The sequence below is a fragment of the Pseudoclavibacter sp. 8L genome (assembly GCF_902506465.1).
Lineage (GTDB): Bacteria > Actinomycetota > Actinomycetes > Actinomycetales > Microbacteriaceae > Pseudoclavibacter.
In genome coordinates, this window is sequence record NZ_LR733185.1 from 500,872 (window position 1) to 526,222 (window position 25,351).

The 25,351-nt window shown below is 68.8% G+C and carries 29 protein-coding genes; 17 read left to right on the forward strand and 12 right to left on the reverse strand.

The window, feature by feature from the left end; genetic code table 11:
• Positions 1 to 1,020, reverse strand: coding sequence for a DctP family TRAP transporter solute-binding subunit (locus tag GV007_RS02350; RefSeq protein WP_160070828.1), 1,020 nt, complete (start codon positions 1,018 to 1,020; stop codon positions 1 to 3).
• Positions 1,021 to 1,270: 250 nt separating this feature from the next.
• Between GV007_RS02350 and GV007_RS02355 the strand changes: the two genes are divergently transcribed.
• Positions 1,271 to 2,074 carry a FadR/GntR family transcriptional regulator gene (locus tag GV007_RS02355; protein ID WP_160070829.1) on the forward strand — a complete coding sequence of 268 codons (804 nt, stop codon included), beginning with the start codon at positions 1,271 to 1,273 and terminating at the stop codon, positions 2,072 to 2,074.
• Between the two features lie 15 nt (positions 2,075 to 2,089).
• On the opposite strand, the gene GV007_RS02360 is transcribed toward GV007_RS02355, so the two are convergent.
• From GV007_RS02360 to GV007_RS02370, 3 genes are all read right to left on the reverse strand, one after another.
• Positions 2,090 to 2,533, reverse strand: coding sequence for a PaaI family thioesterase (locus GV007_RS02360; protein WP_160070830.1), 444 nt, complete (start codon positions 2,531 to 2,533; stop codon positions 2,090 to 2,092).
• A 110-nt stretch (positions 2,534 to 2,643) separates the two neighbouring features.
• Positions 2,644 to 2,829, reverse strand: a complete 186-nt coding sequence (locus tag GV007_RS02365) for a hypothetical protein (protein ID WP_160070831.1) — start codon at positions 2,827 to 2,829, stop codon at positions 2,644 to 2,646.
• A gap of 62 nt (positions 2,830 to 2,891) precedes the next feature.
• Positions 2,892 to 3,410 carry a MarR family winged helix-turn-helix transcriptional regulator gene (locus tag GV007_RS02370; protein ID WP_160070832.1) on the reverse strand — a complete coding sequence of 173 codons (519 nt, stop codon included), beginning with the start codon at positions 3,408 to 3,410 and terminating at the stop codon, positions 2,892 to 2,894.
• 231 nt (positions 3,411 to 3,641) lie between these two features.
• Between GV007_RS02370 and GV007_RS02375 the strand changes: the two genes are divergently transcribed.
• Genes GV007_RS02375 through GV007_RS02385 form a run of 3 tightly spaced genes read left to right on the forward strand, consistent with a single transcriptional unit; the run spans position 3,642 to position 5,406 of the window.
• Positions 3,642 to 4,472 carry an SDR family oxidoreductase gene (locus tag GV007_RS02375; RefSeq protein WP_160070833.1) on the forward strand — a complete coding sequence of 277 codons (831 nt, stop codon included), beginning with the start codon at positions 3,642 to 3,644 and terminating at the stop codon, positions 4,470 to 4,472.
• 2 nt (positions 4,473 to 4,474) lie between these two features.
• Complete coding sequence (locus GV007_RS02380; RefSeq protein ID WP_160070834.1) at positions 4,475 to 4,936, forward strand: nuclear transport factor 2 family protein; 462 nt, start codon at positions 4,475 to 4,477, stop codon at positions 4,934 to 4,936.
• Positions 4,933 to 5,406, forward strand: a complete 474-nt coding sequence (locus tag GV007_RS02385; RefSeq protein WP_160070835.1) for a nuclear transport factor 2 family protein — start codon at positions 4,933 to 4,935, stop codon at positions 5,404 to 5,406. The genes GV007_RS02380 and GV007_RS02385 overlap by 4 nt, the downstream gene beginning before the upstream one ends.
• Here the strand turns inward: GV007_RS02385 and GV007_RS02390 are convergent.
• Complete coding sequence (locus GV007_RS02390; protein WP_160070836.1) at positions 5,399 to 6,886, reverse strand: AAA family ATPase; 1,488 nt, start codon at positions 6,884 to 6,886, stop codon at positions 5,399 to 5,401. The genes GV007_RS02385 and GV007_RS02390 overlap by 8 nt on opposite strands.
• A 185-nt stretch (positions 6,887 to 7,071) precedes the next feature.
• On the opposite strand from GV007_RS02390, the gene GV007_RS02395 reads away from it, so the two are divergent.
• Both GV007_RS02395 and GV007_RS02400 read left to right on the forward strand, forming a co-directional pair.
• Positions 7,072 to 8,442, forward strand: a complete 1,371-nt coding sequence (locus tag GV007_RS02395; RefSeq protein WP_201297542.1) for an NAD-dependent succinate-semialdehyde dehydrogenase — start codon at positions 7,072 to 7,074, stop codon at positions 8,440 to 8,442.
• 125 nt (positions 8,443 to 8,567) lie between these two features.
• The gene (locus tag GV007_RS02400) at positions 8,568 to 9,719 is read left to right on the forward strand and encodes an AAA family ATPase (protein WP_160070838.1); all 1,152 of its coding nucleotides are present in this window, start codon (positions 8,568 to 8,570) and stop codon (positions 9,717 to 9,719) included.
• A 59-nt stretch (positions 9,720 to 9,778) separates the two neighbouring features.
• Here the strand turns inward: GV007_RS02400 and GV007_RS02405 are convergent, their stop codons facing one another.
• Positions 9,779 to 11,422 carry a bifunctional 3'-5' exonuclease/DNA polymerase gene (locus GV007_RS02405; RefSeq protein ID WP_160070839.1) on the reverse strand — a complete coding sequence of 548 codons (1,644 nt, stop codon included), beginning with the start codon at positions 11,420 to 11,422 and terminating at the stop codon, positions 9,779 to 9,781.
• A 99-nt stretch (positions 11,423 to 11,521) separates the two neighbouring features.
• Between GV007_RS02405 and GV007_RS02410 the strand changes: the two genes are divergently transcribed.
• From GV007_RS02410 to GV007_RS02420, 3 genes are all read left to right on the forward strand, one after another.
• The gene (locus GV007_RS02410) at positions 11,522 to 12,163 is read left to right on the forward strand and encodes an SRPBCC domain-containing protein (RefSeq protein ID WP_160070840.1); all 642 of its coding nucleotides are present in this window, start codon (positions 11,522 to 11,524) and stop codon (positions 12,161 to 12,163) included.
• A 90-nt stretch (positions 12,164 to 12,253) separates the two neighbouring features.
• Complete coding sequence (locus GV007_RS02415; RefSeq protein WP_160070841.1) at positions 12,254 to 13,261, forward strand: LLM class flavin-dependent oxidoreductase; 1,008 nt, start codon at positions 12,254 to 12,256, stop codon at positions 13,259 to 13,261.
• 46 nt (positions 13,262 to 13,307) lie between these two features.
• Positions 13,308 to 13,637: a DHCW motif cupin fold protein gene (locus GV007_RS02420; RefSeq protein ID WP_160070842.1), complete on the forward strand. Its 330-nt coding sequence runs from the start codon at positions 13,308 to 13,310 to the stop codon at positions 13,635 to 13,637.
• A 21-nt stretch (positions 13,638 to 13,658) separates the two neighbouring features.
• On the opposite strand, the gene GV007_RS02425 is transcribed toward GV007_RS02420, so the two are convergent.
• Both GV007_RS02425 and GV007_RS02430 read right to left on the reverse strand, forming a co-directional pair.
• The gene (locus tag GV007_RS02425) at positions 13,659 to 13,940 is read right to left on the reverse strand and encodes a hypothetical protein (RefSeq protein WP_160070843.1); all 282 of its coding nucleotides are present in this window, start codon (positions 13,938 to 13,940) and stop codon (positions 13,659 to 13,661) included.
• A gap of 100 nt (positions 13,941 to 14,040) precedes the next feature.
• Entirely contained in the window at positions 14,041 to 14,799 is a 759-nt protein-coding gene (locus GV007_RS02430) for a methyltransferase domain-containing protein (protein WP_160070844.1), read from the reverse strand.
• A gap of 59 nt (positions 14,800 to 14,858) precedes the next feature.
• Between GV007_RS02430 and GV007_RS02435 the strand changes: the two genes are divergently transcribed.
• The 3 genes from GV007_RS02435 to GV007_RS19345 are packed head-to-tail and all read left to right on the forward strand — an operon-like array spanning position 14,859 to position 16,184.
• A complete protein-coding gene (locus GV007_RS02435) occupies positions 14,859 to 15,356 on the forward strand; it encodes an SRPBCC family protein (RefSeq protein WP_160070845.1) in 498 nt (165 codons plus the stop codon).
• 58 nt (positions 15,357 to 15,414) lie between these two features.
• Complete coding sequence (locus GV007_RS02440; RefSeq protein WP_268893479.1) at positions 15,415 to 16,059, forward strand: helix-turn-helix domain-containing protein; 645 nt, start codon at positions 15,415 to 15,417, stop codon at positions 16,057 to 16,059.
• Positions 16,056 to 16,184 (forward strand): hypothetical protein, encoded by a 129-nt coding sequence (locus GV007_RS19345; protein ID WP_268893480.1) that lies wholly within the window; start codon positions 16,056 to 16,058, stop codon positions 16,182 to 16,184. The genes GV007_RS02440 and GV007_RS19345 overlap by 4 nt, the downstream gene beginning before the upstream one ends.
• A gap of 651 nt (positions 16,185 to 16,835) precedes the next feature.
• Here GV007_RS19345 and GV007_RS19135 read toward each other — a convergent pair.
• A complete protein-coding gene (locus GV007_RS19135; protein ID WP_160070847.1) occupies positions 16,836 to 18,254 on the reverse strand; it encodes an ice-binding family protein in 1,419 nt (472 codons plus the stop codon).
• A 133-nt stretch (positions 18,255 to 18,387) separates the two neighbouring features.
• On the reverse strand, positions 18,388 to 19,314 hold the full coding sequence (locus GV007_RS02450; RefSeq protein WP_160070848.1) for a LysR family transcriptional regulator ArgP: 927 nt from the start codon (positions 19,312 to 19,314) through the stop codon (positions 18,388 to 18,390).
• Between the two features lie 69 nt (positions 19,315 to 19,383).
• On the opposite strand from GV007_RS02450, the gene GV007_RS02455 reads away from it, so the two are divergent.
• From GV007_RS02455 to GV007_RS02470, 5 genes are all read left to right on the forward strand, one after another.
• Positions 19,384 to 19,998 (forward strand): LysE/ArgO family amino acid transporter, encoded by a 615-nt coding sequence (locus GV007_RS02455; protein ID WP_160070849.1) that lies wholly within the window; start codon positions 19,384 to 19,386, stop codon positions 19,996 to 19,998.
• Between the two features lie 112 nt (positions 19,999 to 20,110).
• Entirely contained in the window at positions 20,111 to 21,055 is a 945-nt protein-coding gene (locus GV007_RS02460; RefSeq protein WP_160070850.1) for a hypothetical protein, read from the forward strand.
• On the forward strand, positions 21,052 to 21,390 hold the full coding sequence (locus GV007_RS02465; RefSeq protein WP_160070851.1) for a GntR family transcriptional regulator: 339 nt from the start codon (positions 21,052 to 21,054) through the stop codon (positions 21,388 to 21,390). The genes GV007_RS02460 and GV007_RS02465 overlap by 4 nt, the downstream gene beginning before the upstream one ends.
• Positions 21,391 to 21,494: 104 nt before the next feature.
• A complete protein-coding gene (locus GV007_RS19005; protein ID WP_181057671.1) occupies positions 21,495 to 21,641 on the forward strand; it encodes a hypothetical protein in 147 nt (48 codons plus the stop codon).
• A 131-nt stretch (positions 21,642 to 21,772) separates the two neighbouring features.
• Positions 21,773 to 22,060, forward strand: coding sequence for a hypothetical protein (locus tag GV007_RS02470; protein WP_160070852.1), 288 nt, complete (start codon positions 21,773 to 21,775; stop codon positions 22,058 to 22,060).
• Between the two features lie 14 nt (positions 22,061 to 22,074).
• Here GV007_RS02470 and GV007_RS02475 read toward each other — a convergent pair whose 3' ends face one another.
• Together GV007_RS02475 and GV007_RS02480 are read right to left on the reverse strand one after the other, a co-directional pair.
• On the reverse strand, positions 22,075 to 22,800 hold the full coding sequence (locus GV007_RS02475; RefSeq protein WP_160070853.1) for a response regulator: 726 nt from the start codon (positions 22,798 to 22,800) through the stop codon (positions 22,075 to 22,077).
• Positions 22,797 to 25,349, reverse strand: a complete 2,553-nt coding sequence (locus GV007_RS02480; RefSeq protein ID WP_160070854.1) for an ATP-binding protein — start codon at positions 25,347 to 25,349, stop codon at positions 22,797 to 22,799. The genes GV007_RS02475 and GV007_RS02480 overlap by 4 nt, the downstream gene beginning before the upstream one ends.
• Positions 25,350 to 25,351 lie beyond the last annotated feature (2 nt).

Genomic DNA, 25,351 nt, shown 5'->3' on the forward strand with positions numbered 1-25,351 from the left:
CTACTGAGGCGCGACTGCGTCGACGAGGTCCTCGGTCCACACCGAGGCGTACTCCTCGTACAAGGGCTGCAGCGCCGAGCGGAACTCGGCCACCTGATCGGAGGTGAGCTCGGTGACCGTCATGGTTTCACCCATCTCGGTGAGCTGCTCCTCCCCGCGTTCGCGGTTGAGGTCGCGCTGGTACTGGTTGGCTTCCTGGGCCGCTTCCTGCACGATCGCCTGATCCTCGGCGCTGAGACTGTCGAAGAGGGCCTTGTTCATGCCGAGCATGAGGGGGTCGTAGACGTAGTTCCAGACCGTCAGGTAGTCCTGCACCTCGGAGAGGCCGTTCGAGTAGATGACGTCGTACGGGTTCTCCTGGCCGTCGATCGTTCCGGTCTGCAACGAGGTGAAGACCTCGCTGAAGTTCATGGTCACGGGGTCTGCCCCGAGCTTCTCGAAGATGCTGAGGAACAGACTCGAACCCGGCACGCGCAGCTTGAGGCCCCGCACATCGGCCGGTGAGGTGATCTCAGCCTTGCTGTTCGTCACCTGACGGAATCCGGACTCGCCGAATCCGAGCAGCTCGATGCCCTGCTCCGCGGCGAGGTCCTGGTAGGCGGCAAGCCCGCCGGCCTCGATCGCCGCGTCGGCGGTCTCGTAGTTGTCGTACAGGAACGGCGCGTTGATGGCACTGAACCTGGGGTCGATGCCTGAATAGATGATGGTCGAGTTGTAGGAGAAGGCCTTGTCTCCGTTCATGAGCTGCTCGACGCCGGCCGCCGGGTCGCCTCCGGAGAGCTGCTCGTTCGCGAAGATGTTCACCTGCATCCGCCCGTCGGACTTCTCATCGAGTATCTCGGCGAAGCGCTCGGCCCCTGCGTACCACGTCGATGTGTCGCTGACCGTGATCGTGAAGTCCCACGAATAGTTCTCGCCATCCGAGTTGCCGGATGCATTATCTGTGCCACCGGATGCGGCGCATCCGGAGAGCCCTAGTCCCAGAACGGCCGCTATAGCGACTGCGCGTCCAAACTTCATTTCTCCTCCTTGAGATTCGAAGCCGGTGGCGCTTTCCGTCTGTGTCGAAAAACGCACACCCAGTCACCTGATTTATCTGCCCTGTGGGGCCTCCGGTTTCGATCCGGCAGGCAACGCACTCAGTATGCCTGATCTTGGTAGTACCAGCAAGTGCATCAACAACTGAATGTTGAATACCGCCGCCCGTGCGAAGATACGCAAGGGGTCGACTGACGAGCGTTCGATGCCTCGACGAACGGAAGGGGATTCCATGTCGGCATCAAGCGAACCGACTCAGGCCAGCACGAGTCCGCAGGAGCCGAGCCAGCACAAGTTCTTGACGGCCCTCCTCAAGGACAAGGCGCTTGCCGACCTGGTGCACCTCCTTCTCGAGAAGCAACCGGGCCAACAGCTCGCCGGCGAACGCGAGCTCTCGGAGACGCTGCATATCTCCCGAACCGCCCTCCGCGACCGAATCAGCCGGCTCGAGTCGCTCGGCATGCTGCAGCGGCGCGAACGCGAGGGCACGTTCTACACCGGCATCAGCCCCGAGCGCGTGAGCGATGGGCTCGTACTGAGCCTCATGTCACACCAGATGACCATCGAATCCCTCGCGGAGGTGCGCCACGCACTCGAGCGGCACGCTGCCGTGCTCGCTTGCACCAGCGACAACGAGGAGGCCCTGGGCGGCATGGCAATCGCGGTCGACCGAATGCACTCGAGCGACGATGGACGCGAGCTCTTCGAGGCCGACAATGCCTTCCATCGCCACCTTTTTGCCGCTTCGAACGCTCCTGGACTGCTGTTCTTCTCACAGATGCTTCACTCGGTGCTGCGTGGCACCGTCAGGTTCCTGACCTTGGCCGAAGAACGCGAGCGACTCCGAGTCGTGCACCAGTCGATGCTCGATGCCATCCGCGCGGGCGACCCGGGGCGCGCCGGCCTCGCGGTCGACGAGCACTTCGACTGGCTGCACCACCTCATCGAGAAAGAGGGCGCGGAGGGTGTCGGCGGAGCATCGTGGGCACGGCTCCCCTCCGACGCAGAACGGGAGCGCCCCGGCGCACTCGACTGACGAGCCGGCCGGGCCTCAGCGCACCGGGAAGATCGCGCACGTGCTGGTCGCCGTGGCGAGGAGCACGTCGGCGGAGTCCCTGAGCTCGGCTTCGACGAACGCCGCCCTCGCCCCCGACTTCACGACGCGACCGCGCACCCGGACGGGGCCCGTCTCAACGGTCATGGGGCGCAGGAAGCTGACCTTGATCTCGAGGGACGTGTAGGCCTGCCCCGGGCGGAGCGTCGTGTGCACTGCCGTGCCGCACGCCGAGTCGAGGAGCGTCGCCGCGAATCCGCCGTGCACGGTCCCGATGGGGTTGTAGTGCGACCGGTCGGGAACACCCTCGAAGATCACCTCGCCCTCGGCGAAGCTCACGACGGTCATGCCGAAGTGCTGCGCGATCGGAGCGATCTCCGCACCGTTCGCGAGGTGAGCCCTCAGCTGCTCGAGGCCGGTCATCGAAGTGGGGTCGCTCATGTCGCTCCTCTGCGCCACGGCATCCGGAGATGGATGCGCACCGAAGAGCCTCGCACCCATCGGCTGACACTTCGAGGGCGTTGTGGCGACCATCCAAGTGGCCGCTCGCGCTACCAGGGAAGGAAGGCGAAGAACGAGACCGCGATTCCGATCGAGATGGTGGCACCCACGAAGCAGAGCGCAAGAAGCTCCCCCGGCATGATGGTGCGCTGGTAGACGTCCCAGTAGCGGTCCTCTGCCCGTCGTCGAGCGGCGGCTACTGCACTGCGGTTGAGCCTGCGTCGTTGTTTGAGCACATATGTAGCTTATTTAACTAAATAAAGCGCAAGTCGGGGGTTGACTCTCGCGGATGCACCCACTAGTGCTGCTGCGCACCCGCTGGCTCGGCTGCCTCTACCGAGCCGACCATGCCTGAGAGGAACTTCGCCACCCCGTCGAGCTCCTCGGTCGTGAGCGAGTCGACGACAGCGATCATGCGCTGGTGCATGAGGCCGAGCGTCTCCCGCACCTCACGGTCGGACTCCGCGGTCGACGCGATGATCGAGGCCCGGCGATCGGTGGGGTGCGGCCGCCGCTCGACGTGACCGCTCTTCACGAGGCGATCGACGAGGCCGGTGACGGACGCGGAGGAGATCTTGAGCCGCTCCCCCAGGTCCTTCTGCACGACGACCTTGCCCTGGCGCTGCTGCTGGAGCAGGAAGCGAAGCGCGAGCAGGTCGTTCTCGTTCATGCGCATCGACGAGCGCGTCCGCGCTCGCATCTTCGCCTCCGCTTCGCGATAGTCACGCAGCAGGTTGAGCACGTCGACCGAGGTCGCATGCTCTCCGCCTGTCGGGTACCAGTACCCGGACGAGCGCTCAGCGGGCTTGTGCGCCATGGTCCTCCTCGTGGTGGCGCCGTCGGCGCCATGAAACTAGTTCAACAAACTAGCAAAAATGGATGCGACCGGGTGCGGAAACCACAGACAGAGCCCCCGCTTGCAGGTATTTCTCCGAGATTTCCGCTCGTGACGCCCGCGGAAGTTCCGCGACCGCAGAGAGCACGCGGATGTCGGTGGGTGGTGAGACTGTGCCTGAACGAGATCGAGATCATCAGGAGGCGGGCGGAGATGGCGCAAGCGGCATCCACCAGAACGGGCAGGGTCGCGGGCTCGACCGCCCTCATCACCGGTGCGGCCGGGGGCATCGGCAGCGCCACCGTGCGTCGCCTCGCCGAGGAGGGCGCGAACATCGTGGCACTCGATCGGGCAGCCTCGAGCGCCAGGCTGGCTGAAGTGGTGGCGGACGCCGCGTCCTTCGGCGTGCGCGCCCTCGCTGCACACGCCGACGTCACGGACCAGAGCTCGCTCGACGCCGCAGTTCAGCATGCGGTCGCGGAACTCGGACCATTCGATGTCGTCTTCGCGAATGCGGGGGTCCTCGGCTCGGGCCTCGCCGAGGAGGTCAGCGAAGAAGACTGGCGCACGGAGATCGACGTGAACCTCGGCGGCGTGTGGCGAACCGTGAAAGCCGCGATCCCAACCCTCAAAGCCGACACCAGCCCGGGAAGCGTCATCGTCACCTCCTCGAGTGCTGGCCTGCGCGCGGCTGGCGGCGGCGGAACCTATGCCGCCGCGAAGCACGGCGTGGTGGGGCTCTCGAAGGCCTGGGCCCACGAGCTCGGCCCCTACGGCGTGCGCGTCAACACGATCCATCCCACGGCGGTCGCCACGCCCCTCGTCATGAACACAGCCAACCTCCGAGCATCCCGGCCCGACCTCGACGACCCGACACCGGACGACGTCCGAGAGCTGTGGAGCCGCGGCAAGCTCCTCGACGTCGGCTGGATCGAACCCGTCGACGTCGCAAACGCCGTCCTCTTCCTCGCCTCGCCCGAGGCGCGATACATCACCGGAATCCAGCTGCCGATCGACGCTGGCTCGACAACGAAATGGGGCTGAACGTGACCACACTCACCACCGAGGACCGCTGGGGCGTCCAGCAGAGCCTCGCGCTCTACGGGCACTTCGTCGACAACGGCGAATGGACCTCGCTCGACTCGATCGTCACTCCGGATGCGCGCATCGAGAGCCCTGCTGGCGAGTTCACGGGCGCATCAGGAGCGCGAGCGTTCGAGGAGCAGCTCGCGGCCTCTCTCGGCGGGCACCTGCCATCGCACCACACCATCAACACGGTTATCCGGGCTGGCGAGGCCGCCGGGTCGGCCGTCGCCTGGAGTCGATACGTGCTCGTGACCTACGAAGCGTCCGCCGCAGGCGGCGACTACCTCGACACGCTCGAGGAACGCGACGGCACCTGGGTCATCACGAGCCGCCGCATCACGGAGCGAAACCGCGAGCGCCCGGGCGGGCAGTACTCGGCCGAGGGTGCGGAGTCCTTCGCGAGCTTCGAGTCGGCGCGATGACACCGCAGAGCACGAGCGACGCGGCGACGCGAGTCCCTGCCGCCGACGCCGCCGAGGTCCTCGACGTGCTCGCCCGCTACGGGCAGCTCATCGACAACCGCGACTGGGATCACCTGCGCAAAGTGTTCACGGAGGATTTCTCCTTCGGAACGGGGCCGAATGCGGTGCGCGGCGACGAGGCGCTCGCTCGCGTCATCGACACGGTGCAGCCATACCACCCGCACTACACCACCGATACCGTCCTCCATCGGGTCGACGCCGACACCATCTCGTCCTGGTCGAAGTTCCTCCTCGTCCGCACGGACGGCACGACGGCGAGCGGTGACTACATCGACACCTTCGTCCGCACAGCAGACGGCTGGCGCATCAGGGTGCGCGACTACAGCCGCGGCTCACGTCCGCCGAGCGACCCGGGCGGCGCCTCGACTCGCACCTTCTCATCGGAGCGCTGGCTGGCAGTCGTCAGCTGAGAGTCTGCCCCTCGGCGCCCAGAGCCCTGTACGTGACGGACCCCGTGCGGTCGCCTTCCGCTGTGGAGATGGCCTCCATCCCGCCCTCGCCGCTCTCAGGCTCCGACTCGCTCCCGTCGCCGAGAAGGCGCCTCGTGAGCGCGGACTGCGCGGACATCAGCTCTTCGAGCTCGAACAGCAGGATCTCGTCGTCCGGCTCTACGCCATGCCGTGCCGCCGCGAGCACGGCTCGGCGGACGAGTTCTTTGGCGAACGAACCGGTGGTCTGCTCGGCACGAGCCGCGACTTCACTGAGCGCCTCCTCGCTGAACGGCAGGCCCGCAGCGTACTTTTCGAGGAGACGGTAGCGCTCCGGCCCGCCTGGCAGCGCGATCTCCACGGCTAGGTCGACGCGACCAGGACGTGAGACGAGGGCGCGCTCGAGCACCTGCACGCGGTTGGTGGTCATGATGAAGGCGACGTCGGCATCGCCGTCGAGGCCATCAAGCGCGTCGAGCACCTCGAAGAGCAACGGCTGCGGGGACGCGTGGCGTTCCATGGCAACGAGGTCGATGTCCTCGAGCACCACGATCGACGGCTGCAGGGTGCGGGCCAGTTCGGCGGCCGCGCTGATGTGCTGGATGCTCGACCCGGTCAGCAGCACGGCCGTCACCCCCTCCGTCCGGCTCAGGAGATGCCTGACCGTGAGCGTCTTCCCGGTCCCAGGTGGGCCGTACAGCAGCACGCCCCGCTTCAGATGCTGGCCTGCGGCGAGCAGGACCTCGCGCTGTCGACCGATCTCGATCACGTGCGCCACCACTGATTCAAGGACGCCGTACGGCAGGATCACGTCGGTCTCGGCGACGTTCGGGCGCTCCAGGAAGGACGCGCCAGCGTCCATCCGGTAGTCGCTGTTCTCGAACGCGAGCACCTTGCCGCGCAGCACGCTGCGCTCGATCATCAGGGCACGAACCTCGCCGAGGAAATCGGAGACGAGCGAGGGGTCTGCGGCGGTGAGCACCTCGAGCTGCGCCTGCGGTCGGCCCATGTCGGGGCGGGATGCGCGCTGCATGACCACAACTCGGGTGCCACGGTAGGTGAAGAGTCGTGCGCCGAAGCTCACGACCTGTCGTGTTGCCTTGGGCCCCGTCGCCTTCTCGGCGAACTCGGCGGGCCCCGACCTGAAGGGCATGTGCGGGCTCGAGATGAGCTCCGCGAGGCCGGCGTGCGCGTGGGCGGAGCCGCCGGCGACACCGACGAGCCTCGCGTCGTCGCGGCCGGCGATCTCCTCGAGCGCGATGTCCGCGTCGACGATCCGGTAACTCGCGAACTCCTCGACGACGACCGGGAGCGCCTCGGCGTCGGCGCCGAGGAAATCGCTCAGCTCGCCGCCGAAGGGCGTGCGCACGACTTGGACCTCGGCTGGCGTCTCGTTGACGCGTTCGAGGAACCGCTTGAACGCACGGAAGAACTGGACATCGTCGTGCGGCTGCTCGCTCATGCCATCCCCTGCCTGCGGGCGAATCCCGCCGCTCGAGAGCCTAGGGCCGCACCTCTGGGGAGGCACCTGGTAAATGAACGATATTCAGTTAAATCGGCCCGAACCCTGGGTTTCCAAGGCCCCATCTTCTAGGCTTCACCCAATCGCGCGATGCTGCGCGCACGCATCCAATGTCTGGAGTGAGTTTGAGCACCTACGTAGTCGTGAACCCAGCCACCGGCGAGCAGGGAAAGGAATTCCCGCTCGTCACATCCGAGGGCATCGAGACCGCCCTGCAGAGCCTCGACGGCGCCTACCGGACCTGGTCGAAGCCGAGCACCGTCGCAGAGCGCGCCGCCCTCATGAGCCGGGCGGCCGAGCTGCACCGCGAACGCCGCGAGGCCCTCGCCGAGATCATCACGCGGGAGATGGGCAAGCCCATCGAGCAGTCCTACGGGGAGGTCGACTTCAGCGCCGACATCCTGCAGTACTACGCAGACAACGCGGAGAACTTCCTGAAGGACGCTCCGATCGAGTTGCTCGGAGGCGAAGGCACCGCCCTCATCCGCCGCTCGGCAATCGGACCCCTCCTCGGCATCATGCCCTGGAACTTCCCGTTCTACCAGGTCGCTCGCTTCGTCGGCCCGAACCTCGTGCTCGGCAACCCGATCCTGCTGAAGCACGCCGGCCAGTGCCCCGAGTCGGCGACAGCGCTCCAGGAGATCTTCGCCGACGCCGGGTTCCCCGAAGGTGCCTACGTCAACATCTTCGCCACCAACGAGCAGATCGCCGACATCATCGCCGACGACCGCATCCACGGCGTCTCGCTGACCGGCTCGGAGCGCGCGGGCGCCGCGGTCGCCGAGATCGCCGGCCGCAACCTCAAGAAGGTCGTCCTCGAGCTCGGCGGCTCCGACCCGTTCATCCTGCTCAGCACCGACAGCGTCGACGAGGCCGTCGAAGCCGCGGTCGCCGCGCGCCTCGACAACTCCGGGCAGGCCTGCAACGGCGCGAAGCGCATGATCGTCATCGACTCGCTCTACGACGAGTTCGCGGAGAAGTTCACGGCCGCGATGACCTCGGTCGCTCCCGTCGACCCGACGAAGGACGACTCGGAGCTGGGGCCGCTCTCGTCGGCCCCGGCCACGAAGAACCTCGCCGAGCAGGTCGAGCGGGCTGTCGCTCAGGGCGCGCAGCTCCTCGCAGGCGGCGGCCACGACGGCAACTTCTTCGAGTCGACCGTGCTCGCCGGCGTCACCCCCGACAACGACGCCTACACGGAAGAGTTCTTCGGCCCCGTCGCCGCCCTCTACAAGGTCAGCAGCGAAGAGGAGGCCATCGAGCTCGCGAACGCGACGCCCTTCGGTCTGGGCTCGTACCTCTTCACGACAGACCAGGAGCAGGCGCAGCGCGTCGCCGACGCCATCGAAGCCGGCATGGTCTACATCAACGGCGTCGGGCTCGACAGCCCCGAGCTGCCCTTCGGCGGAGTGAAGCGCTCCGGCTTCGGCCGCGAGCTCGGCTCGCTCGGCATCGAGGAGTTCGTGAACAAGAAGCTCATCCGCCAGGTCAAGTAGACGGCCAGCGCGCAGAGGACAAGCGCGGCACTCCCTCTCCGGAGGCGGTGCCGCGCTTGCTGCATGTGCAGGGCGCGACCACACGCTCCAGCGGCGATGTCGGAGGCACCCCCTAGCGTGTGAGCATGCTTGAACTCCTCGCCATCGAGAACTACCGGTCCATCAAGAGCGTCACGCTCGGGCTCGAGCGCTTGAACGTCATCACGGGGGCGAACGGCAGCGGCAAGTCCAACCTCTACCGCGCTCTACGCCTGCTGCACGACATCATCCGCGAGGGGGCCCTCTCGTCGCTCGCGATGGAGGGCGGCCTCCGGGCGGTCATCCACGCTGGCAAGCGGTCCCGCGGCGAGCCAGTCACCCTCAAGCTCGGCCTGCGCACCTCCGGGGTGTCCTTCGCGACCGACCTCGGCATGCCTTCGCCGAAACAGGTCCAGAACTTCGCGATCGACCTCGGCATCCCGATCATCTCCGACTTCCCCTTCGACCCGGTGGTCAAGAGCGAGCTCGTCTGGGCGAGCGAGCTGCTGCGCCCCTCGACGACGCTCGTCGAACGCCGCGCCAACTCGGTGCGCGTGAGAGACGCCGACTTCAAGCTCGTGCAAGCCGAGTGGAGCGTGCGCGAGGCCGAGTCGATGCTCGCGACACTCGCCGACCCCTCAACAGCACCCGAGCTGTACGCGCTGCGCGAGTCGGCGCGCGGGTGGCGCTTCCTCGACTACCTCCGCACCGACGCGGCGGCTCCCGCTCGGCTGCCGAGCCCTGCCACGTTCACCCCGGTGCTCCCCGACGACGGCTCACGTCTTCCAGCCGCGCTCGCGACGGTGCAGCGAATCGGCCAGGCGAGGGCCTTCCACGACGCCATCGATGCTGCCTTCCCGGGGTCACGGGTCAGCGTCGAGGAAGACGAGTCGGGCATGGCGAGGATCGTCATGTCGCAGCCGGGCCTTGCGAGACCATTGGATGCGCGGGAGCTGTCCGACGGAACGCTGCGGATGATCCTCCTCGCGACGGCGCTCCTCTCGCCGCGCATGCCGGAGCTGCTGGTCCTGAACGAGCCGGAGGCGAGCCTCCACCCCAGCCTCCTGCCCACGCTTGCGGGCCTCATCCGGCGAGCCTCGGAGCAGACGCAGGTGATCGTCGTCACCCACTCGCAGCCCCTCGTCGATGGCTTGCGCGACGACGCGAACGTCGTCGAGCTCGAGAAGGAGGAGGGGGCAACGAGCATCCGCGGCAAGCTGCAGTTCGACGGGCCGCTCTGGGTCTGGCCGAAGCGCTGAGCGGGCGAGAGCAGAGCGGACGAGAGCAGCGCGCGCTGCCCGAGTTGCCCGCCCTCCAGCTACTTCGCTTCGCCGTAGCTGTCCACGACGTGCGCGACGACGGGGAACGTGACCTGGCTGCCGGCGAACAGGAAGCGCCCAGCCTCTGCGGCGGCCGCGATGACTTCCGCGGCGGCGCGCTCCGCGTGCTCGGCAGGCGCGTGCACGACCACTTCGTCATGCAGGAAGTAGGCGAGGTGCGCCGTGCGCTCGAGCGGCGCATCCGCGACCGAGCCTTTGCCTCGCGGGTCGCCCGCTCCCGAGCCAAGGGCGGCGAGACGCTGCCTGATTCCCGCCATCCACGTGAGCGCCCATTCGGCGGCCGTGCCCTGCACGATGAAGTTCCGCGTGAAGCGGCCGAAGTCGCGAGGCGAGAACTCAGCGGGCGGCCACGGAGACGTGCGACCGAGCCAGGTCTGCACCTGCTGCCCCCGCTCGCCGGAACGCGCCGCCGAGGCGACAAGCCCCATGGCGTGCGGGAACGCCCGCTCGAGCCCCGGCAGGAGGACGGCGCTCTGGCCCGTCGTCGCCCCGTACATGGCCCCGAGCATCGCGACCTTGGCGCTGTCTCGGTCCGGCACGACGCCACGGTCGACGAAAGCCGCGTACATGTCGCGCTGCGCGCCCGCCCGCGCCATGGCCTCGTCCCCCGACATGGCGGCGAGGATCCTCGGTTCGAGCTGGGCCGCGTCCGCGACGACGAGCTTCCAGCCGGGGTCGGCGACCACGGCACTGCGGATCTCCTTCGGGAGCTGCATCGCCCCACCGCCGCTCGTCGCCCAGCGCCCGGTCACCACACCACCAGGCACGTAGTCGGGGCGGAACCGCCCACCGTGGATCCACTCCTCGCGCCACGCCCAGCCGTTCGCCGTGAAGAGCCGATGCAGACGCTTGTAATGCAGAAGCGCGTCGACGACCGGATGCGATTTGCCGACGAGCTCCCACTTGCTGGTGCTGGCCACATCGAGCCCCGCACGTCGCAACGCCGCGAGGAGGTCTTTTGGAGAGTCGACGTTGAGCGTCGCCTCTCCGAGCGCCGCTCGAACGGCTGAGGCTGCCGCCTCGAGCTTCGCCGGTCGACCACCCGTGCCCCTCGCGCCGAGCGCTTCGACGAGCACGTCCTCGTGGCGGTCGACACTGAACGGCATGCCCGCCGCGCGGAGCTCGGCCGCGACAAGGGCCCCAGCACTCTCGACGCCGACGAGGAACGCCAGGGCGCCCTTCCGATCCGCTTCCTGATCCGACGCCTCCAGCCCGGCGAGCTGCGCGTCGAAGAGCCGCCGCGTCGCCTCGGGAGTTCCCGGGTTCTCGGCATCGAGGTCGAAGAGGCCCTCGCCGGGGTGCGAGCCCCCACGGGCATCCGCCACGTCGAATCGGGCGTCGAGGTAGCCGGCCGTGATGAGGATGCGCCCGGCAAGGCGCAGATCGTGGCAGCGCCCAACCCGAACACCGTGGGCGAGGAGTCGCGGCACGATGTCCTGACTGTTCCACACCCACCGGATGGGGTCGGATGGCGGCGCAGACCGCTCACGTTCGGACACGAGCTGCGCGAGGGCGATCGCGTCGGGAACGGTGACTGGTGCCGACACCTCGTCGCCATCGGCGGGACCTCGCCGGTCTTCGAGCGCGAAGCCGCGCGCGAGCGACGTGACGAGGATGTGCATCCGTTCATTGTGAGGCAGGGCACCGACAATCCAGGACGCCGATACCCGGGTCGCCCCGGGTCTGCGCGATTCCACAACATCCGCGGGCACGCTGGTCGCATGGAAACGAAACCGGTGTCCCCCGCCGGAGCGTCGACCGACAGCCTCGAGAACGTCACGCGCAGCGTTGCGCGGGATGGGACGAGCCACGTGGTGACGCTCGAGCGCGACTTCGCGAATCCACCAGAAGACATCTGGGGCCTGTGCACGACCCCGGAGGGACTGGCCCGCTGGTTCGAGCCCGCCGAAGGCGAGCTCAGGCAGGGCGGCAGATACCGTCTGACCGACAGCGGCACCTCCGGAACCATCGAACGCTGCGAGGCGAACACCCTGATGCATCTGACGTGGGAGTATGACGGCGACGTCAGCCGCGTCAGCCTCGCCCTCGAGCCAGCGGAGCAAGGGACGCGCCTCACGCTCCGACACGTCGTCGCGGACAACGAGCACTGGGCCCAGTACGGGCCAGCTGCCACCGGCATCGGCTGGGACGGGGCTCTCCTCGCCCTGGCCATCGCCCTCGCCGACGAGGACACGGATGTCCACGCGACCATGTCTGCCTTCAACGACTCCGACGGCGGCAGGCGATTCGTCGCCTCCGCGGCCGACCGCTGGTGCATCGCGCATCTGAGCGCGGGCGCCGACCCAGACGACGCCCACGAGTCGGCGACGCGCACCGCGGCCTTCTACACGGGCGACGAATAGACGAAGAGCGGTGCGGGAGTTCAGGCACGGCCGACGAGGCACCTCCGACCCGCCGGGAACACCTGACACCTCTCGGTGGTTGCATCCAGGGTGACTGTTCCTCTCTCAATCCTCGACCTCGCTCCCATCGCCCCTGGCCAGACCGTCAGGGAGAGCTTCCAGGCGAGCGTCGAGCTCGCCCAGGCCGCCGAGCGCTCCGGCTATCGCCGCGTCTGGTACGCCGAGCACCACAACATGCCGACGATCGCGTCGAGCGCGACGAGCGTGCTCATCGGGCACATCGCCTCGCAGACCTCCACGATCCGGCTGGGCGCGGGTGGCGTCATGCTCCCGAACCACTCCCCGCTGGTCATCGCGGAGCAGTTCGGCACCCTCGCGACCCTCTACCCGGACCGCATCGACCTGGGTCTCGGGCGGGCGCCAGGGAGCGACCAGGCGACGTTCCGAGCACTGCGGCGCTCCCCGGCATCCGCCAATGAGTTCCCGCAGGATGTGCTGGAGCTGCAGGCGTTCCTGCGCGGCCAGTCGACCATCCCCGGCGTGCAGGCGGTGCCGGGCGGTGGCACCGAGGTGCCCCTCTACATCCTCGGCTCGAGCCTCTTCGGCGCGCAGCTCGCCGCACAGCTCGGCCTGCCATACGCGTTCGCGTCGCACTTCGCCCCGGACCAGCTGTTCCAGGCCGTCACCCTGTACCGCGAGCAGTTCCAGCCCTCCGAGCAGCTCGCGGCGCCCCACCTCATCGTGGGCGTCAACGTCGTCGCGGCCCTCGACTCGGCGGATGCGCAGGAGCAGTTCACCCGCTCCCGGCGCTCCAGGCTGCGCAGCATCCTGCTCCGCGGGCCGAACTCAGATTTCAGCGATGAGCAGATGGACCAGATCATCGCGAGCCCGCAGGGGCAGCAGATCGCGAACATGATGCGGTACACGGCGGTTGGAACCGGCCAGGAGGTGCGCGACTACCTCACCGAGTTCGCGGAGGCGACCGGCGCCGACGAGCTCATCATCGGGCACGGCTCGCTGCAGAGCGCTGACCGCGTCCGTTCGCTGGAGATCACGGCGGAGGCGATGAGCACCCGGGAGCTCAGCGGCTCCGTGTGAGCCGCAGCGATTTCCCCGGCATTCGCCGGGGAACTATCGTCAGAGGATGGACCTCACCGGGCACGCCTTCACGACCACCGACTGGGCGGCAGTAGCGCCGACGCAGCACTCCGGCGAGACCGGCGGTGCCACCTGGCGGACGCAGCAGATCGGTGACACGCGCATCCGTCAGGTCGAGTACTCGCCGGGCTATCTCGCCGACCACTGGTGCTCCCGCGGGCACGTGCTCCTCGTGCTCGAGGGGAGCCTCGAGACCGAACTCGACGACGGCCGCCGCGTCACGCTGGAGGCGGGCCAGAGCTACCAGGTCGGCACCGGCATGGAAGCGCACCGCTCCAGCACCGCGACCGGCGCCAAGCTCTTCGTCATCGACTGATCCCCAGCCCGCAGTGCGCCCCTAGGGTGCGCGCCGGGCTCCACCAGTGCCGCCGGTCCCGTCATCGTCAGGGTCCGTTGGCAGCGTCCCGTCGGCGGTCGACGCTGCGGCTGAGGCGTCCGAGAGCTTCCCGAACGCGAACACGTTGGCGAGCTTGCCGACCGCGCCGAGCAGATCAGCCTTCTCGCCAGCCGTCTCGGCACCGGATTTCTCTTCGCCAGCGCTCAACTCGTCCGGGTCCCCAACGGGGTCGCCAGCGCCCGAGCTTCCGAGGCGCGCGTCGCTGTGTCGGTTGTCTTCCATGGTGGCTCCCGCCTGTTCGCTTGCGGAGTTCTCGCATCCCAGGCAAGCACGCGATCCTCCGCGAACCTGGGAAGCGGGGCTCAGGAGCGAAGCTGGGCCGTCAGTCGTGCCGCTTGGCCTCGATGAGGTGTCGAGTGGAGTGCGCGACGAACGCCCCCTCACGCTGGATGAGGTCGTGCAGCTCTCGCAAGCGTGCCCGGTAGGCGTCGACGCTGAAGCCGGGAACCCACCAGATGACCTTCCGCAGCAGGTAGACGACTGCCCCGACATCCCTGATCTCGATGCGGAGCCGCTCCTCACGGAGGTCGACGACGTCGAGTCCGGCGGCGACCGCAGCCCTCGCCTCATCGTCCGCGCGCCGTTCGAGGCGCGCCTCCGGCTGAGGGCCGAGGAAGTACTCGATGAGCTCGAAGACGCTGGCGGGGCCGACGTGCTGCGCAAGGTAGGTGCCGCCGGGGCGCAGCACGCGTGCGATCTCCTCCCACCAGACCGTCGCCGGGTGGCGGCTCGTCACGAGATCGAAGGCGCCGCTCGCGAACGGCAGCGGAGGCTCGTCGGGGTCGGCGACGACGGCAACGCCCCTCGGATGCAGCAGCCGGCTCGCCTTCGTGACGTTCGGCGGAAAGGACTCCGTCGCGACGGCCAGCGGCGGTATGACTGGCGACAGCGCCAGGACCTCGCCCCCGCCCGTCTGAATGTCGAGGGACGCCTGCGCACGCCCCATCCGCTCGCCGAGGAGGCGCGTGTAGCCCCAGCTGGGCCGTTCCTCGCTGGCCCGCCCATCGAGCCAGGAGAAGTCCCAGCCATCGACGCTGGCGGCCTCGGCCTCGGCGATGAGTTCCTCGAATGCGCTGTCCATCACCCCATCATGTCGAACCTCGCGGACGCCTCTCGGGAACGCGCGTGTCACGATGGGGCATGCCCGTCGTCGAGTCCCGCTGCATCGTCCACGTCGACCCGGCGACGGCGTTCGCCGTATCCCAGACCACCGGCGAGGTGCGGATGCGCTGGGACCCGTTCATCCGGCGCCAGCACTTCCTCGACGGAGCGACGCTCCCAGCGAAGGGGGTGCGCACCGCCACCGTGCAGCGGCTCGGCTTCCGGATGATCAGCGAGTACGTCTCCTACGCCCCACCGACGAATGTGGGAATGAAGATGACGAAGGGCTCCTGGTTCTTCGAGCGCCTCGGCGGGGGCTGGCGGTTCACCCCCGCCCCGGATGCCGAGGGCGACGGTGAGTCACGGACCCTCGCGGTATGGCGCTACAACTTCGCATGCAAGCCGAAGTGGCTCGCCCCGGTCGCGGAGCGCATCGGGAAGTTCGTGCTGCAGCGTGACATCGACCGCCGCATCCGCGGATTCGCACGCGGATGCGAAGACCCCGTCGTGCTCGCGGCGGTCGCCGCGGCGGCTTAGGACGCCCAGCAGCCGCACCCATATACTCATCCCTACCGCTGCCGGTATGCCTGTGTACATGCCAGAAGAGAGCGTTGCCGAGTTTGCCAAGCGTGAGGGGGTGTCTCCTCGTCGCGTGCGCGCGCTCATCGAGCAAGGCACCATCCCAGCCCGCCAGGTGGGCAAGCAGTGGCTCATCGACCAGTCCTTCACCCACCGCCCCGCAGCCTCTCGCCCGCTGGGAAACCGGATGCGCGCGAACCTCCTCGCGATTCTCTCCGGAGATGCCCCTGAAGGGCTCTCGGCATCCGAACGCGCACGACTCCGCCGCTACCGCAACGAACTCATGCACAGCCCCGATCCGGACCGCGTCCTCGGCGCTTGGATCCACGAAGAGGCTCCCCTGAAGCTCCAGGTGGCTGCCAGCGACCTCGCCGATCTCGCCGCCGACGAGCGGATCGTCAAGTCCGGATTCAGCGATCCGCGCGCCGAGATCGCCGCCGCGGGCCAGCTCGAAGCCCCGGTCGCCAAAGATGATGCCGCCGCGATCCGCCGCGAGTACCTGCTCCGGCCATCCGAAAGACCCAATGTCCTCTTGCACCTCGCCGACGAGAAACCACCGTCACCCCTGCCTCTCGGGCTGCTCCTCGTAGACCTCGCACACCATGACGGCGTCCGCGAGCGATCCCGCGTAACCGAACTCCTCCGAAAGGTCGACGCTTGACCATCACCGCCCCAGCCATGACTCCCGCCCAGGCCGAGGCATGGCACGCGCTCTTCGAGGCCTACAAGGCGCACCCAGATGGCTGGGCGCTCGTCGGCGGGCAGATGGTCCACTCGCTCTGCTAGGAGCGCGAGGCCAACCCGCCGCGGCCCACGCAAGACGCGGACGCCGTCCTCGATATCCGGGCCCATCCGACCATGCTCTTCGACTTCACCGAGACTCTCACCGACCTTGGCTACAAGTCCGCAGGCGAGTCACCGTCGATCCTCGAAGGCATGAAAGGTGTGCAGCATCGCTGGGTGAAAGGTGAAGCGCAGATCGATGTCGGTGTCCTCATTCCGCGATTCTTGGGGGAGCACGCCGACAATCGAACCGGCGTCACGGGCGGCCGCACCATCGCCGCACCTGGCGGCCAGGGCGCTTTGGATCGCTCCGAGGTGATCGAGTCGGGGAAAAAGTCACCAGGACCGAGGCGACCAGGGTCCGGGCCGCGTTCGCAACGATCCTCGCCCGCCCACATCTCCATCTCAGCGTCGGCGTGGACGCGGAGACCATCAAGATCGTCCTGGATCAGTTCATTTTGGAGTGAGAGCGGGATGCCGGCGGGGTTTGGGATGGGAGAACCTGTGCCTTGCCTAGGCGGCACCTTGCTGCGACCTCCTAGGGCCGTGCGATGAACGCACGGTGACGGGAGGCGGACGCCGAGAAGGCCCCGGCTGGTGCATTTGGCACCTGCCGAGGCCTGCTCAGTTCAGTTCAGTCGCAGCCGCGCGGGCTCAGACCTCGTGCGAGTTGCGTCGACGCAGGCTGGCGATCAGCAGCGCGCCGCCGGCGATGAGCACGGCGAGCCCTCCGATGAGCCAGGGACCCGCATCCTGGGCACCGGTGGTCGCCAGGTCAGGCGAGCCGGTAGCTCCGGGCTTCACGGGAACGACTGCGGGGGCCGTCGTCGTCGGTGTGACCGACGCTGTTGTCGTCGGGGTGACTGACGCTGTCGGCGTGACCGTCACGGTCGGCGTTGCCGTCGTCGTCTCAGTCGGCGTCACGGTCGTGGTCGGCGTCGTCGTCTCCGTCGGCGTGACCGTCACGGTCGGCGTCGTCGTCTCCGTCGGCGTCGTCGTCTCCGTCGGCGTGACCGTCACGGTCGGCGTGGTCGTCTCCGTCGGCGTGGTCGTCTCCGTCGGCGTCGTCGTCTCCGTCGGCGTCGTCGTCTCCGTCGGCGTCGTCGTCTCCGTCGGCGTCGTCGTCTCCGTCGGCCCAGTCGTCTCCGTCGGCCCAGTCGTCTCCGTCGGCCCAGTCGTCTCGGTCGGCCCAGTCGTCTCGGTCGGCCCAGTCGTCTCGGTCGGCGTCGTCGTCTCCGTCGGCGTCGTCGTCTCCGTCGGCGTCGTCGTCTCCGTCGGCGTCGTCGTCTCCGTCGGCGTCGTCGTCTCCGTCGGCGTAACAGTGACGCACTCACTGGTCGTGAAGGTGTTCGTGTCGAGGGTGACCGAGCCGTTCCTGGCGAGCGCACGTCCGTCGACGGTCGATCCCTCGTTCACGGTGATCGAGGTGAGGGCGAGGATCGAGCCGACGAAGGTCGTGTCGGTGTCCAGCGTGGCGGAGCTGCCGATCTGCCAGAACACATTGCACGCCTGTGCGCCGTTGAGGAGCGCGACGGTGCTGTCGGGTGCGGTGGTCAGCGCGGAGCCGATCTGGAAGATGAAGACCGCGTCGGGATCGCCTTCCGCGTCGAGGGAGAGCGTCCCGGTGATGCCCGCTGTGCTCGAAGCCTCGTACACGCCGGCCGTGAGCGTCTGTCCGCCGAGGTCGGCGCTGATGGGCGCGTCGGCGGCCTGACCTTCGAGCGCGTTGTACGCGGTGGTCACATCGGCCTGGGCCTGCAGCGAGTGCGCGTCCGTGGCGTGCACGTCGCCGAGCACGATGCCGGGCGGGAACCCGCTGATCGCTGTCCCGGGATTCACTCCGAGGTCACCATCGAGCTCGCTTGGGCCCGTGTTCGACACGGACTGCCCGCCGAGCACCGAGTAGCTCTCGGCGGTGCCGAGGTCGGGCGCCGTGCCGATGGCCTGGGCCGACTGGGATCCGAGAAGGACCGGGAAGAGACCCGCGACGGCGACCGTCGAACCCGCGAGGAGGAGGAGCTGCTTGCGTCGAAATCTGAGGGGAGGAGTGGTGCGAACGGATGTGCTTCCCATGGGGACCTTCCTGGTGCCGCGGATGCGGGCGCGCGCGAGAATGCGAGCCCGGCTGAGACTAGATGAACGCCGGGAAACTTATTGGGGGTTGCACTCTGCTCGGCAAAAGCGCACTGTTGGTAGCCGTTCCCGGTCAGAGGCTGCGCGCGGCAGCGGCGAAGACCGCCGACGCGGTCCTGCCGAGCGCCTCCGTGTGCAGCTGCCATTGCTGCCAGAACAGGGGCACCGAGATCGACGCGCCAGGGTCGATCTCGACGAGCGAGGCATCGGCGCCTCTCTGGAGATCCGGCACCAGGCCCCACCCGAAGCCGAGGCGAATGGCCCGCACGAAGTCTGCCGAGGACGGCACGAAATGGCAGGGCGGGCCTGCCGGGTCGACGCCGATCCCGCGCAGATAGCGCTCCTGGAGCCTGTCGACTCGGTCGAAGACCACAACCGGCGCGTGCGCGAGCACCCCTCCCGAGTTCCGAGCGCTCCCCGTGAACCAGCGTTCCACGAAGTCCGGCGATGCCATCGGCGTGTAGCGCATCGCTCCGAGGAGCGCGGAGGTGCAGCCCTGCACGGGGACCGGGTCGGCGGTGATCGCGGCGGTCACGGCGCCCCGCCTGAGGAGGTCCGTGGTGTGCGCCTCGTCGGCTCGGTGCAGATCGAAGGCGATCTCCCCGGCCAACGGTGCGAGGGCGGGGAGCAGCCAGGTCGCCAGCGAGTCGGCGTTGACGGCGATCGGCAACCGCTCGAGCGAGGGCGGCTCCTCCGCGGCTCCAGGAGTGGCCCCGGATGCTCCACCCACTCGCCCGAGGACACTCGAGGCCTCCCTGCCGAGCGCATCCACCTGCCGTGCGAGGCGGAGGAGCACCTCGCCCGATTCGGTCGGCACGACCGGCTTGCTGCGTTGGAGCAGCACGCGCCCGGTCTCGCTCTCCAGAGACTTGATGCGCTGGCTGATCGCCGAGGGCGTGACCCGCAGCTCCCGGGCGGCCGCCTCGAACGTGCCCGTCTCGACGGCGGATCGAAGCGCGGCGAGCCGCTGAGGGTCGAACGCGTGCGGGGAATCAGGCATGAAGCAATGCTAATGATTCACAAGAAACATGAGCTGGACCATCGCCGTGGGCACGAATACGGTCGCACCATGACCCCGGACCTGCTCCCCCTGCTCGCTGGCTTCGGCTTCGGCCTGTCGCTCATCGTCGCGATCGGCGCACAGAACGCGTTCGTGCTGCGCCAGGGACTGCTCCGCACGCATGTCCTCGCCGTGGTCGCCGTGTGCGCCCTCTCCGACGCGCTCCTCATCCTGCTCGGCATCGGGGGCGCCGGCATCGTCTTCACCGCGCTCCCCTGGCTGACGACCGTGGTCCGCATCGGGGGTGCCGCGTTCCTCCTCGGCTACGCGGTGCTCGCGGCCCGCCGCGCCGTCAGGCCGAAGGCACTGGATGCGGACGAACCACGCGTCTCGGCCGGCCTGCTCCCGACGCTGCTCACGGCACTCGCACTCACCTGGTTGAACCCGCACGTCTACCTCGACACGGTGGTCCTGCTCGGGTCGGTCGCGAACACCCACGGCGATGCACGCTGGCCCTTCGGCGCGGGGGCGGCACTCGGCAGCATCGTCTGGTTCACAGCACTGGGCTACGGAGCCAGGCTCCTGCAGCCGGTCTTCGCGCGCCCCGCCGCGTGGCGCATCCTCGACGCCATCATCGCCGTGGTGATGGCTGGCATCGCCGCCTCCTTGCTGCTTGGACTCTGACCCAAGCAAACCGCCGACACCTCCAGCTGCAGCTTTTGTACTGTCGAGCAGGTACAAGATCTTGTACCCTCGAAGAGAAACAAGATATTGACGACTCCCGAAGGAGGCGCAGATGAGCCCGCTGTTCTTGATCCTGATGCTCGACCTGGTCACATTCGTGCCGGCGGCAGTGCTTGCCCTCTGGCTGAGCTTCACCCCCTGGGTGCGCTCTCGAGTGCACATCCCCACAGCAACCCCGGGTCTGCCGCGCTCACGCCCGGATGCGCTGGCCAGCCTGACCCTCGGCATGGCCGCCCTGCTGGCCGCCCTCGTCGCGTTTGTGCCCTTCATCGAGGGCATGCTGCCCGACTGGCTCACGCTCAACTCGGACCCGTTCGACTTCCGCTGGCACGACTTCTCTCGAGAGCTCATCGTCGGCAGCCTCGCCCTCATCGTGGTCGCCCTGATCCTCACACTGTTCCGCAGCACACCTCGCGCTGCGGTTCCGCCTTCCGGGCCGCGCGGGTTGCGGACCTACGCCCCGGGTCGCGGGCTCGCGACCCTCGCCGCGGCTCTCGCTGCGCTTCTCCTCCTGACCGTGTTCGCGGGCTCGATCTCGAGCGCGGATGAGGACGGCCGCCACACTCTGTTCGTCATCGAGACGGGTGGGCAGTTCTCCGCTGCATCGGGGCGCTTCTACGGGTGGGCGTATGGCGTTCCGGCAGCGATCGCGGCCGTCGCCCTCGTCGCGGCGACCGTGTTCGCGCTGCACGCCAATGCGACCCGCACCTTCCTCGAGCCGCAGAGCGTCGAGTGGGAGAGCCGAGCGCGTCGGGCGCTCGCAACGCGCATCCTCTGGTTCTCGATCGGGATCCTAGTCTTCGTGCTCGGCAGCTGCGCACTCCGGATGGGAGGCGCGGCCGGTGCGCAGCTGAGCGCGCCCGACTACTCCTGGGGCACGAGCATGGCCGCCTTCGAGCCGGTGCTCACGTGGGGCGGCCGCCTGCTCCGCGGCGTCGGCCTCGCGGTGCTCCTGCTCGTCGGCTTCACGCACCGGACCGGTCGGGGGCGACGATGAGCGAGGGCACGTCGGAGCAGGTCGCGGCCCACTTCCGGGGGCTGATCCTGGCGGGCCGGATCGGCGCGGGTGAACGACTGCCGACCGTTCGCCAGACTGCCAGGGACTTCGGTGTTGCGCTCGGCACCGCGGCGCGGGCCTACCGGCTGCTCGAGGCGGAGGGCACGATCGTCACACGCGGAGCCGCGGGCACCCGGGTCGCGGACCAGCCCTCGACACTGCCAGGTGCCGTCACCGCGAAGCTGCGGGCCGCCGTCCAGGAAGCACGGCGCTCAGGCACGTCGCAGACGGAGATCATGAACGCGCTGACGGCGATCTGGGACTCCGAGCAGTAGCTACCGCTCCCCGATGCCACACCCCGCGTCACGTCCCGCAAACTCCCCAGCCGCGAGCGCTATCGTCGGCCCAGTCAAGGAAGATCCCGACCGGAAGGCCAACGATGAGCGACCAGAAGATTTCCCACGACGCCGACGGCGAAGAGAAGCCGAACGGCCTCGGCGAAGACGGGACGATTCCCGACTCCGACGATGGAGTCGCCGTCGGCTACGACCCGGACGCCTCCACCTTCGAGCCCGAAGAGGACTGACACCGGCCACCCAGCCGGTTGATGCTGTGGCCCGCGACGCTCCGGCGACGCGGGCCATCCGCGTCGAGACTCACGGGCTCCACGCATCCGGACCCCCGCGGCTTCCCAGGACGAGCCCACAGGCTCGCGGGATGAGCCAGCAGATGCACGATCACGAAGACAGCCTCTCCACGGACGAGCAGCTCGAGAAGGACACCGCTTACTCCCCCGGAAGCGAGACCGAGACGCAGGCGAAGCAGGAGACCGGCACCGCACGGGTCGACGAGGTCGATGGGCGCCTCGACGGCGACATCGACACCGACAAGGTGAATGTGCGGCCGGGCACGGGCGGGCCAGACGATGTCGGCGATATCGACGCGGAGGGCATCGAGTTCCCCAGCGCTGAGGAGGCGAGCCGAGCGGCTCCCTCGGACAGCTAGACCTCCTCGGGCCGCTAGCCCTTCTCGGCCAGCGAGGCCGAGGCGGGGCCGTCCGGCCGCAGCACCAGCCGGTACCCCATGCCGGCCTCCGTCAGGAGGTGGCGAGGCTCGGACGGCACCGGCTCGAGCTTCTTGCGCAGCTGCGACATGTACAGCCGGAGGTATCCGGTGTCGGTGACATGCTCGGAGCCCCAGATGCTCGTGAGCAGCATCTGCCTCGTCACGAGCCTCCCCGCGTTGCGCACCAGCAGTTCGAGTACCTGCCACTCCGTCGGGGTGAGGCGCACGTGCACCGACTCGCCCCCTCCCGTGCGCACGACGCTCTTCGCGGCGAGGTCGACGGACACGTCGCCGAACGCGACGACGGGCTCGGCGTCGCCCTGCGGCACCCGACGGGACAGGGCACGGATGCGCGCGAGCAGCTCGTCGACGGAGAACGGCTTCGTGACGTAGTCGTCGGCGCCGGCATCCAGCGCATCCACCTTGTCGCCAGCCCCGCTGCGCCCGGACACGACGAGGATCGGCGCGTCCGACCAGCCGCGGATGGCTTGGATCACTTCGAGCCCGTCGAGCTCGGGCATCCCGAGGTCGAGGAGGTACAGGTCCGGGCGGCGCTCGGCCGCGATCGAGACGGCCTCCGTTCCGTTGCGGGCGACGAGCACCTCGTACCCCTTGGCGGTGAGGGTGATGCGCAGCGCGCGCAGCAGCTGCGGGTCGTCGTCGGCGATCAGGATCTTCATGCGCGATCTCCCTGGATCTGCTCGGGCGGGTTCACGGCGACCGGCAGCGTCACGACCATCGTGAGCCCTCCTCCCGGGGTGTCCTCCGGCACCAGTGTGCCGTGCATCCCCTCCACGAACCCCTTCGAGATGGCGAGGCCAAGCCCGAGGCCCGTCGAGTTGTCGGTGTCGCCGAGGCGCTGGAAGGGCACGAACACGTCGTCGCGGCGTTCGGCGGGGATTCCGGGCCCCCGGTCGATGACCCTGATCTGCACGCTCCCGCCGAACTCGCTCGTCGCGAGCCGCACGTGGCGGTTCGGTGGCGAGTGGCGGACCGCGTTCGCGAGGAGGTTCACGAGCACCCGCTGCAGGAGGGCCGGGTCGGCGGAGACGGATGCGGCGCTCGAGTCGAGCGCCAGCTCCACGTCGTCCGGGCCGAGCTGCAGCTCGTCGAGCGCGGGCACGATCACGTCGGCGGGGTCGGTCGGCATGACCGACACGGCGAGCCCCCCGGACTGCAGTCGACTCACGTCGAGGAGGTCGGTGACGAGAGCGGCGAGCGTGCCGAGGCTCTCGTCCGCGGTCTCGAGGAGCTCGTCACGGTCGGCAGCCGCGAGTTCCTCACCCGCCGAACGCAGGCCGCTGACAGCCGCCGTCGCCGAGGCGAGGGGCCGCCTCAGGTCGTGGCTGAGGGCGGACAGGAGCGCCCGTCTGACCTTGTCGGAGGCGGCGAGCGGGGCCACCTCGTCTGCCGCGTCCCGCAGGTCGCTGTGCTCCAGAGCCGCACCGAGCTGGGCGACGATGACCGTCAGGAGGCGACGCTCAGAGGCATCGAGCTCGCGCCCGTGCAGCTCGAGTCGCGCGCCAGCCCCGTCCGACGTCCCGGCACTCACTGGGATGACCGCGTGGCGGTTCCCGCGCACCGGCTCTCCGCAGCTCGCGAGCACAAGCGGGTCACTCTCGCTGGCCTCGCCTCGAGCATCCACGAGTCGCACGCCTGCGAGCCCGAACGCCTCCCGTGTCCGCTCGACCAGCGCCTGCAGGGCGCTCTGCCCGCGCAGCACGCTGCCGGCGACCGTCTGCAGCAGCTGCGACTCCGCGGCGGCCCTCCTCGCCTCCCGCGCCCTCCTGGCCGCCCTGTCGACGACGAGGCTCACGAGCGTCGCGATGACCACGTAGAGGACGATCGCGACGAGGTGGCTCGGCTCGGTGATGAGGACGGTGCCGAACGGGGCGACGAAGAAGAAGTCGAGCGTGACCCCCGAGAGCACGGCGGCGAAGAGCGCGGGCCACAGCCCGCCGATGAGGGCGACCGTGACGACGAGGAGCTGATAGCTGAGCGCGTGCGTCGTGAACGAGTCGATGCTGCCGAGCGAGGCCAGGAGCCAGGTGAGCAGTGGTCCAGCGACTAGGGCGAGCGCCAGCCCCGCGATGCGGCGACGCATCGTGAGCGCACCGCCGAGTCGCGGCAGCCTGACCCCGCCGCCGGCTCGCGCGTGGTTCACGATGTGCACGTCGATGCTGCCCGCCTCGCGGGTCACCGCGCTCCCGACGCTCGGCCCCGTGAGCAGCGCAGCCAGACGATTCCGGCGACTCACGCCGATGACCAGCTGGGTCGCGTTGACCGAGCGCGCGAACTCGATGAGCGCCGCTGGGACATCCTCGCCGACGACCTGGTGGTACGTTCCGCCGAGCTCTTCGACGAGCGCCCGCTGCCGTGCGAGGTGCGCTGGGTCGCCGGCGCGAAGACCGTCCTGGCTCGTGACATGCAGCGCCAGCAGCTCCCCGCTGCCCGACCTCGCGGCGATGCGGGCGCCGCGGCGCAGCAGCGTCTCGCCCTCCGCGCCACCGGTGATCGTCACGACGACTCGCTCGCGCGCCTCCCACGTTGTGTCGATGCCCTGCTCGGCGCGGTAGCTCTGCAGGGACTGGTCGACCTCATCGGCGAGCCACAGCAGCGCCAGCTCCCGGAGCGCCGTGAGGTTGCCGAGACGGAAGTAGTTGGAGAGCGCGGCGTCGACACGCTCCGCCGGGTAGACGAGACCTCCCGCGAGCCGATCGCGCAGCGCTTGCGGCGAGAGGTCGACCACCTGCACCTGGTCGGCGAGGCGAAGCACCTGGTCGGGGATCGTCTCCCGCTGCGGTGCGCCCGTGATCTGCTCGACGACGTCGCCCAGCGACTCGACGTGCTGGATGTTCACCGTCGAGAGCACGTCGATTCCGGCTTCGAGGAGCTCCTCGACGTCCTCCCAGCGCTTGGCGTTGCGCGAACCTGGGGCGTTCGTGTGGGCGAGCTCGTCGACGAGGGCGATCTCGGGGCTGCGCTCGAGCACGGCGTCAACGTCCATCTCCGAGAGCGTCACGCCGCGGTGGAGGGACTCCGCACGCTGCAGCACCTCGAGCCCGTCTGCTGCGGCAGCCGTCGCGGCCCGACCGTGGGTCTCGACGACCGCGACGACGACGTCCTGTCCCGCTTCGCGCATCCGCCTGCCCTCGTTGAGCATTGCGAACGTCTTCCCCACGCCAGGGGCGGCGCCGAGCAGCACCCGCAGCCGTCCGCGCTTCGCCATGA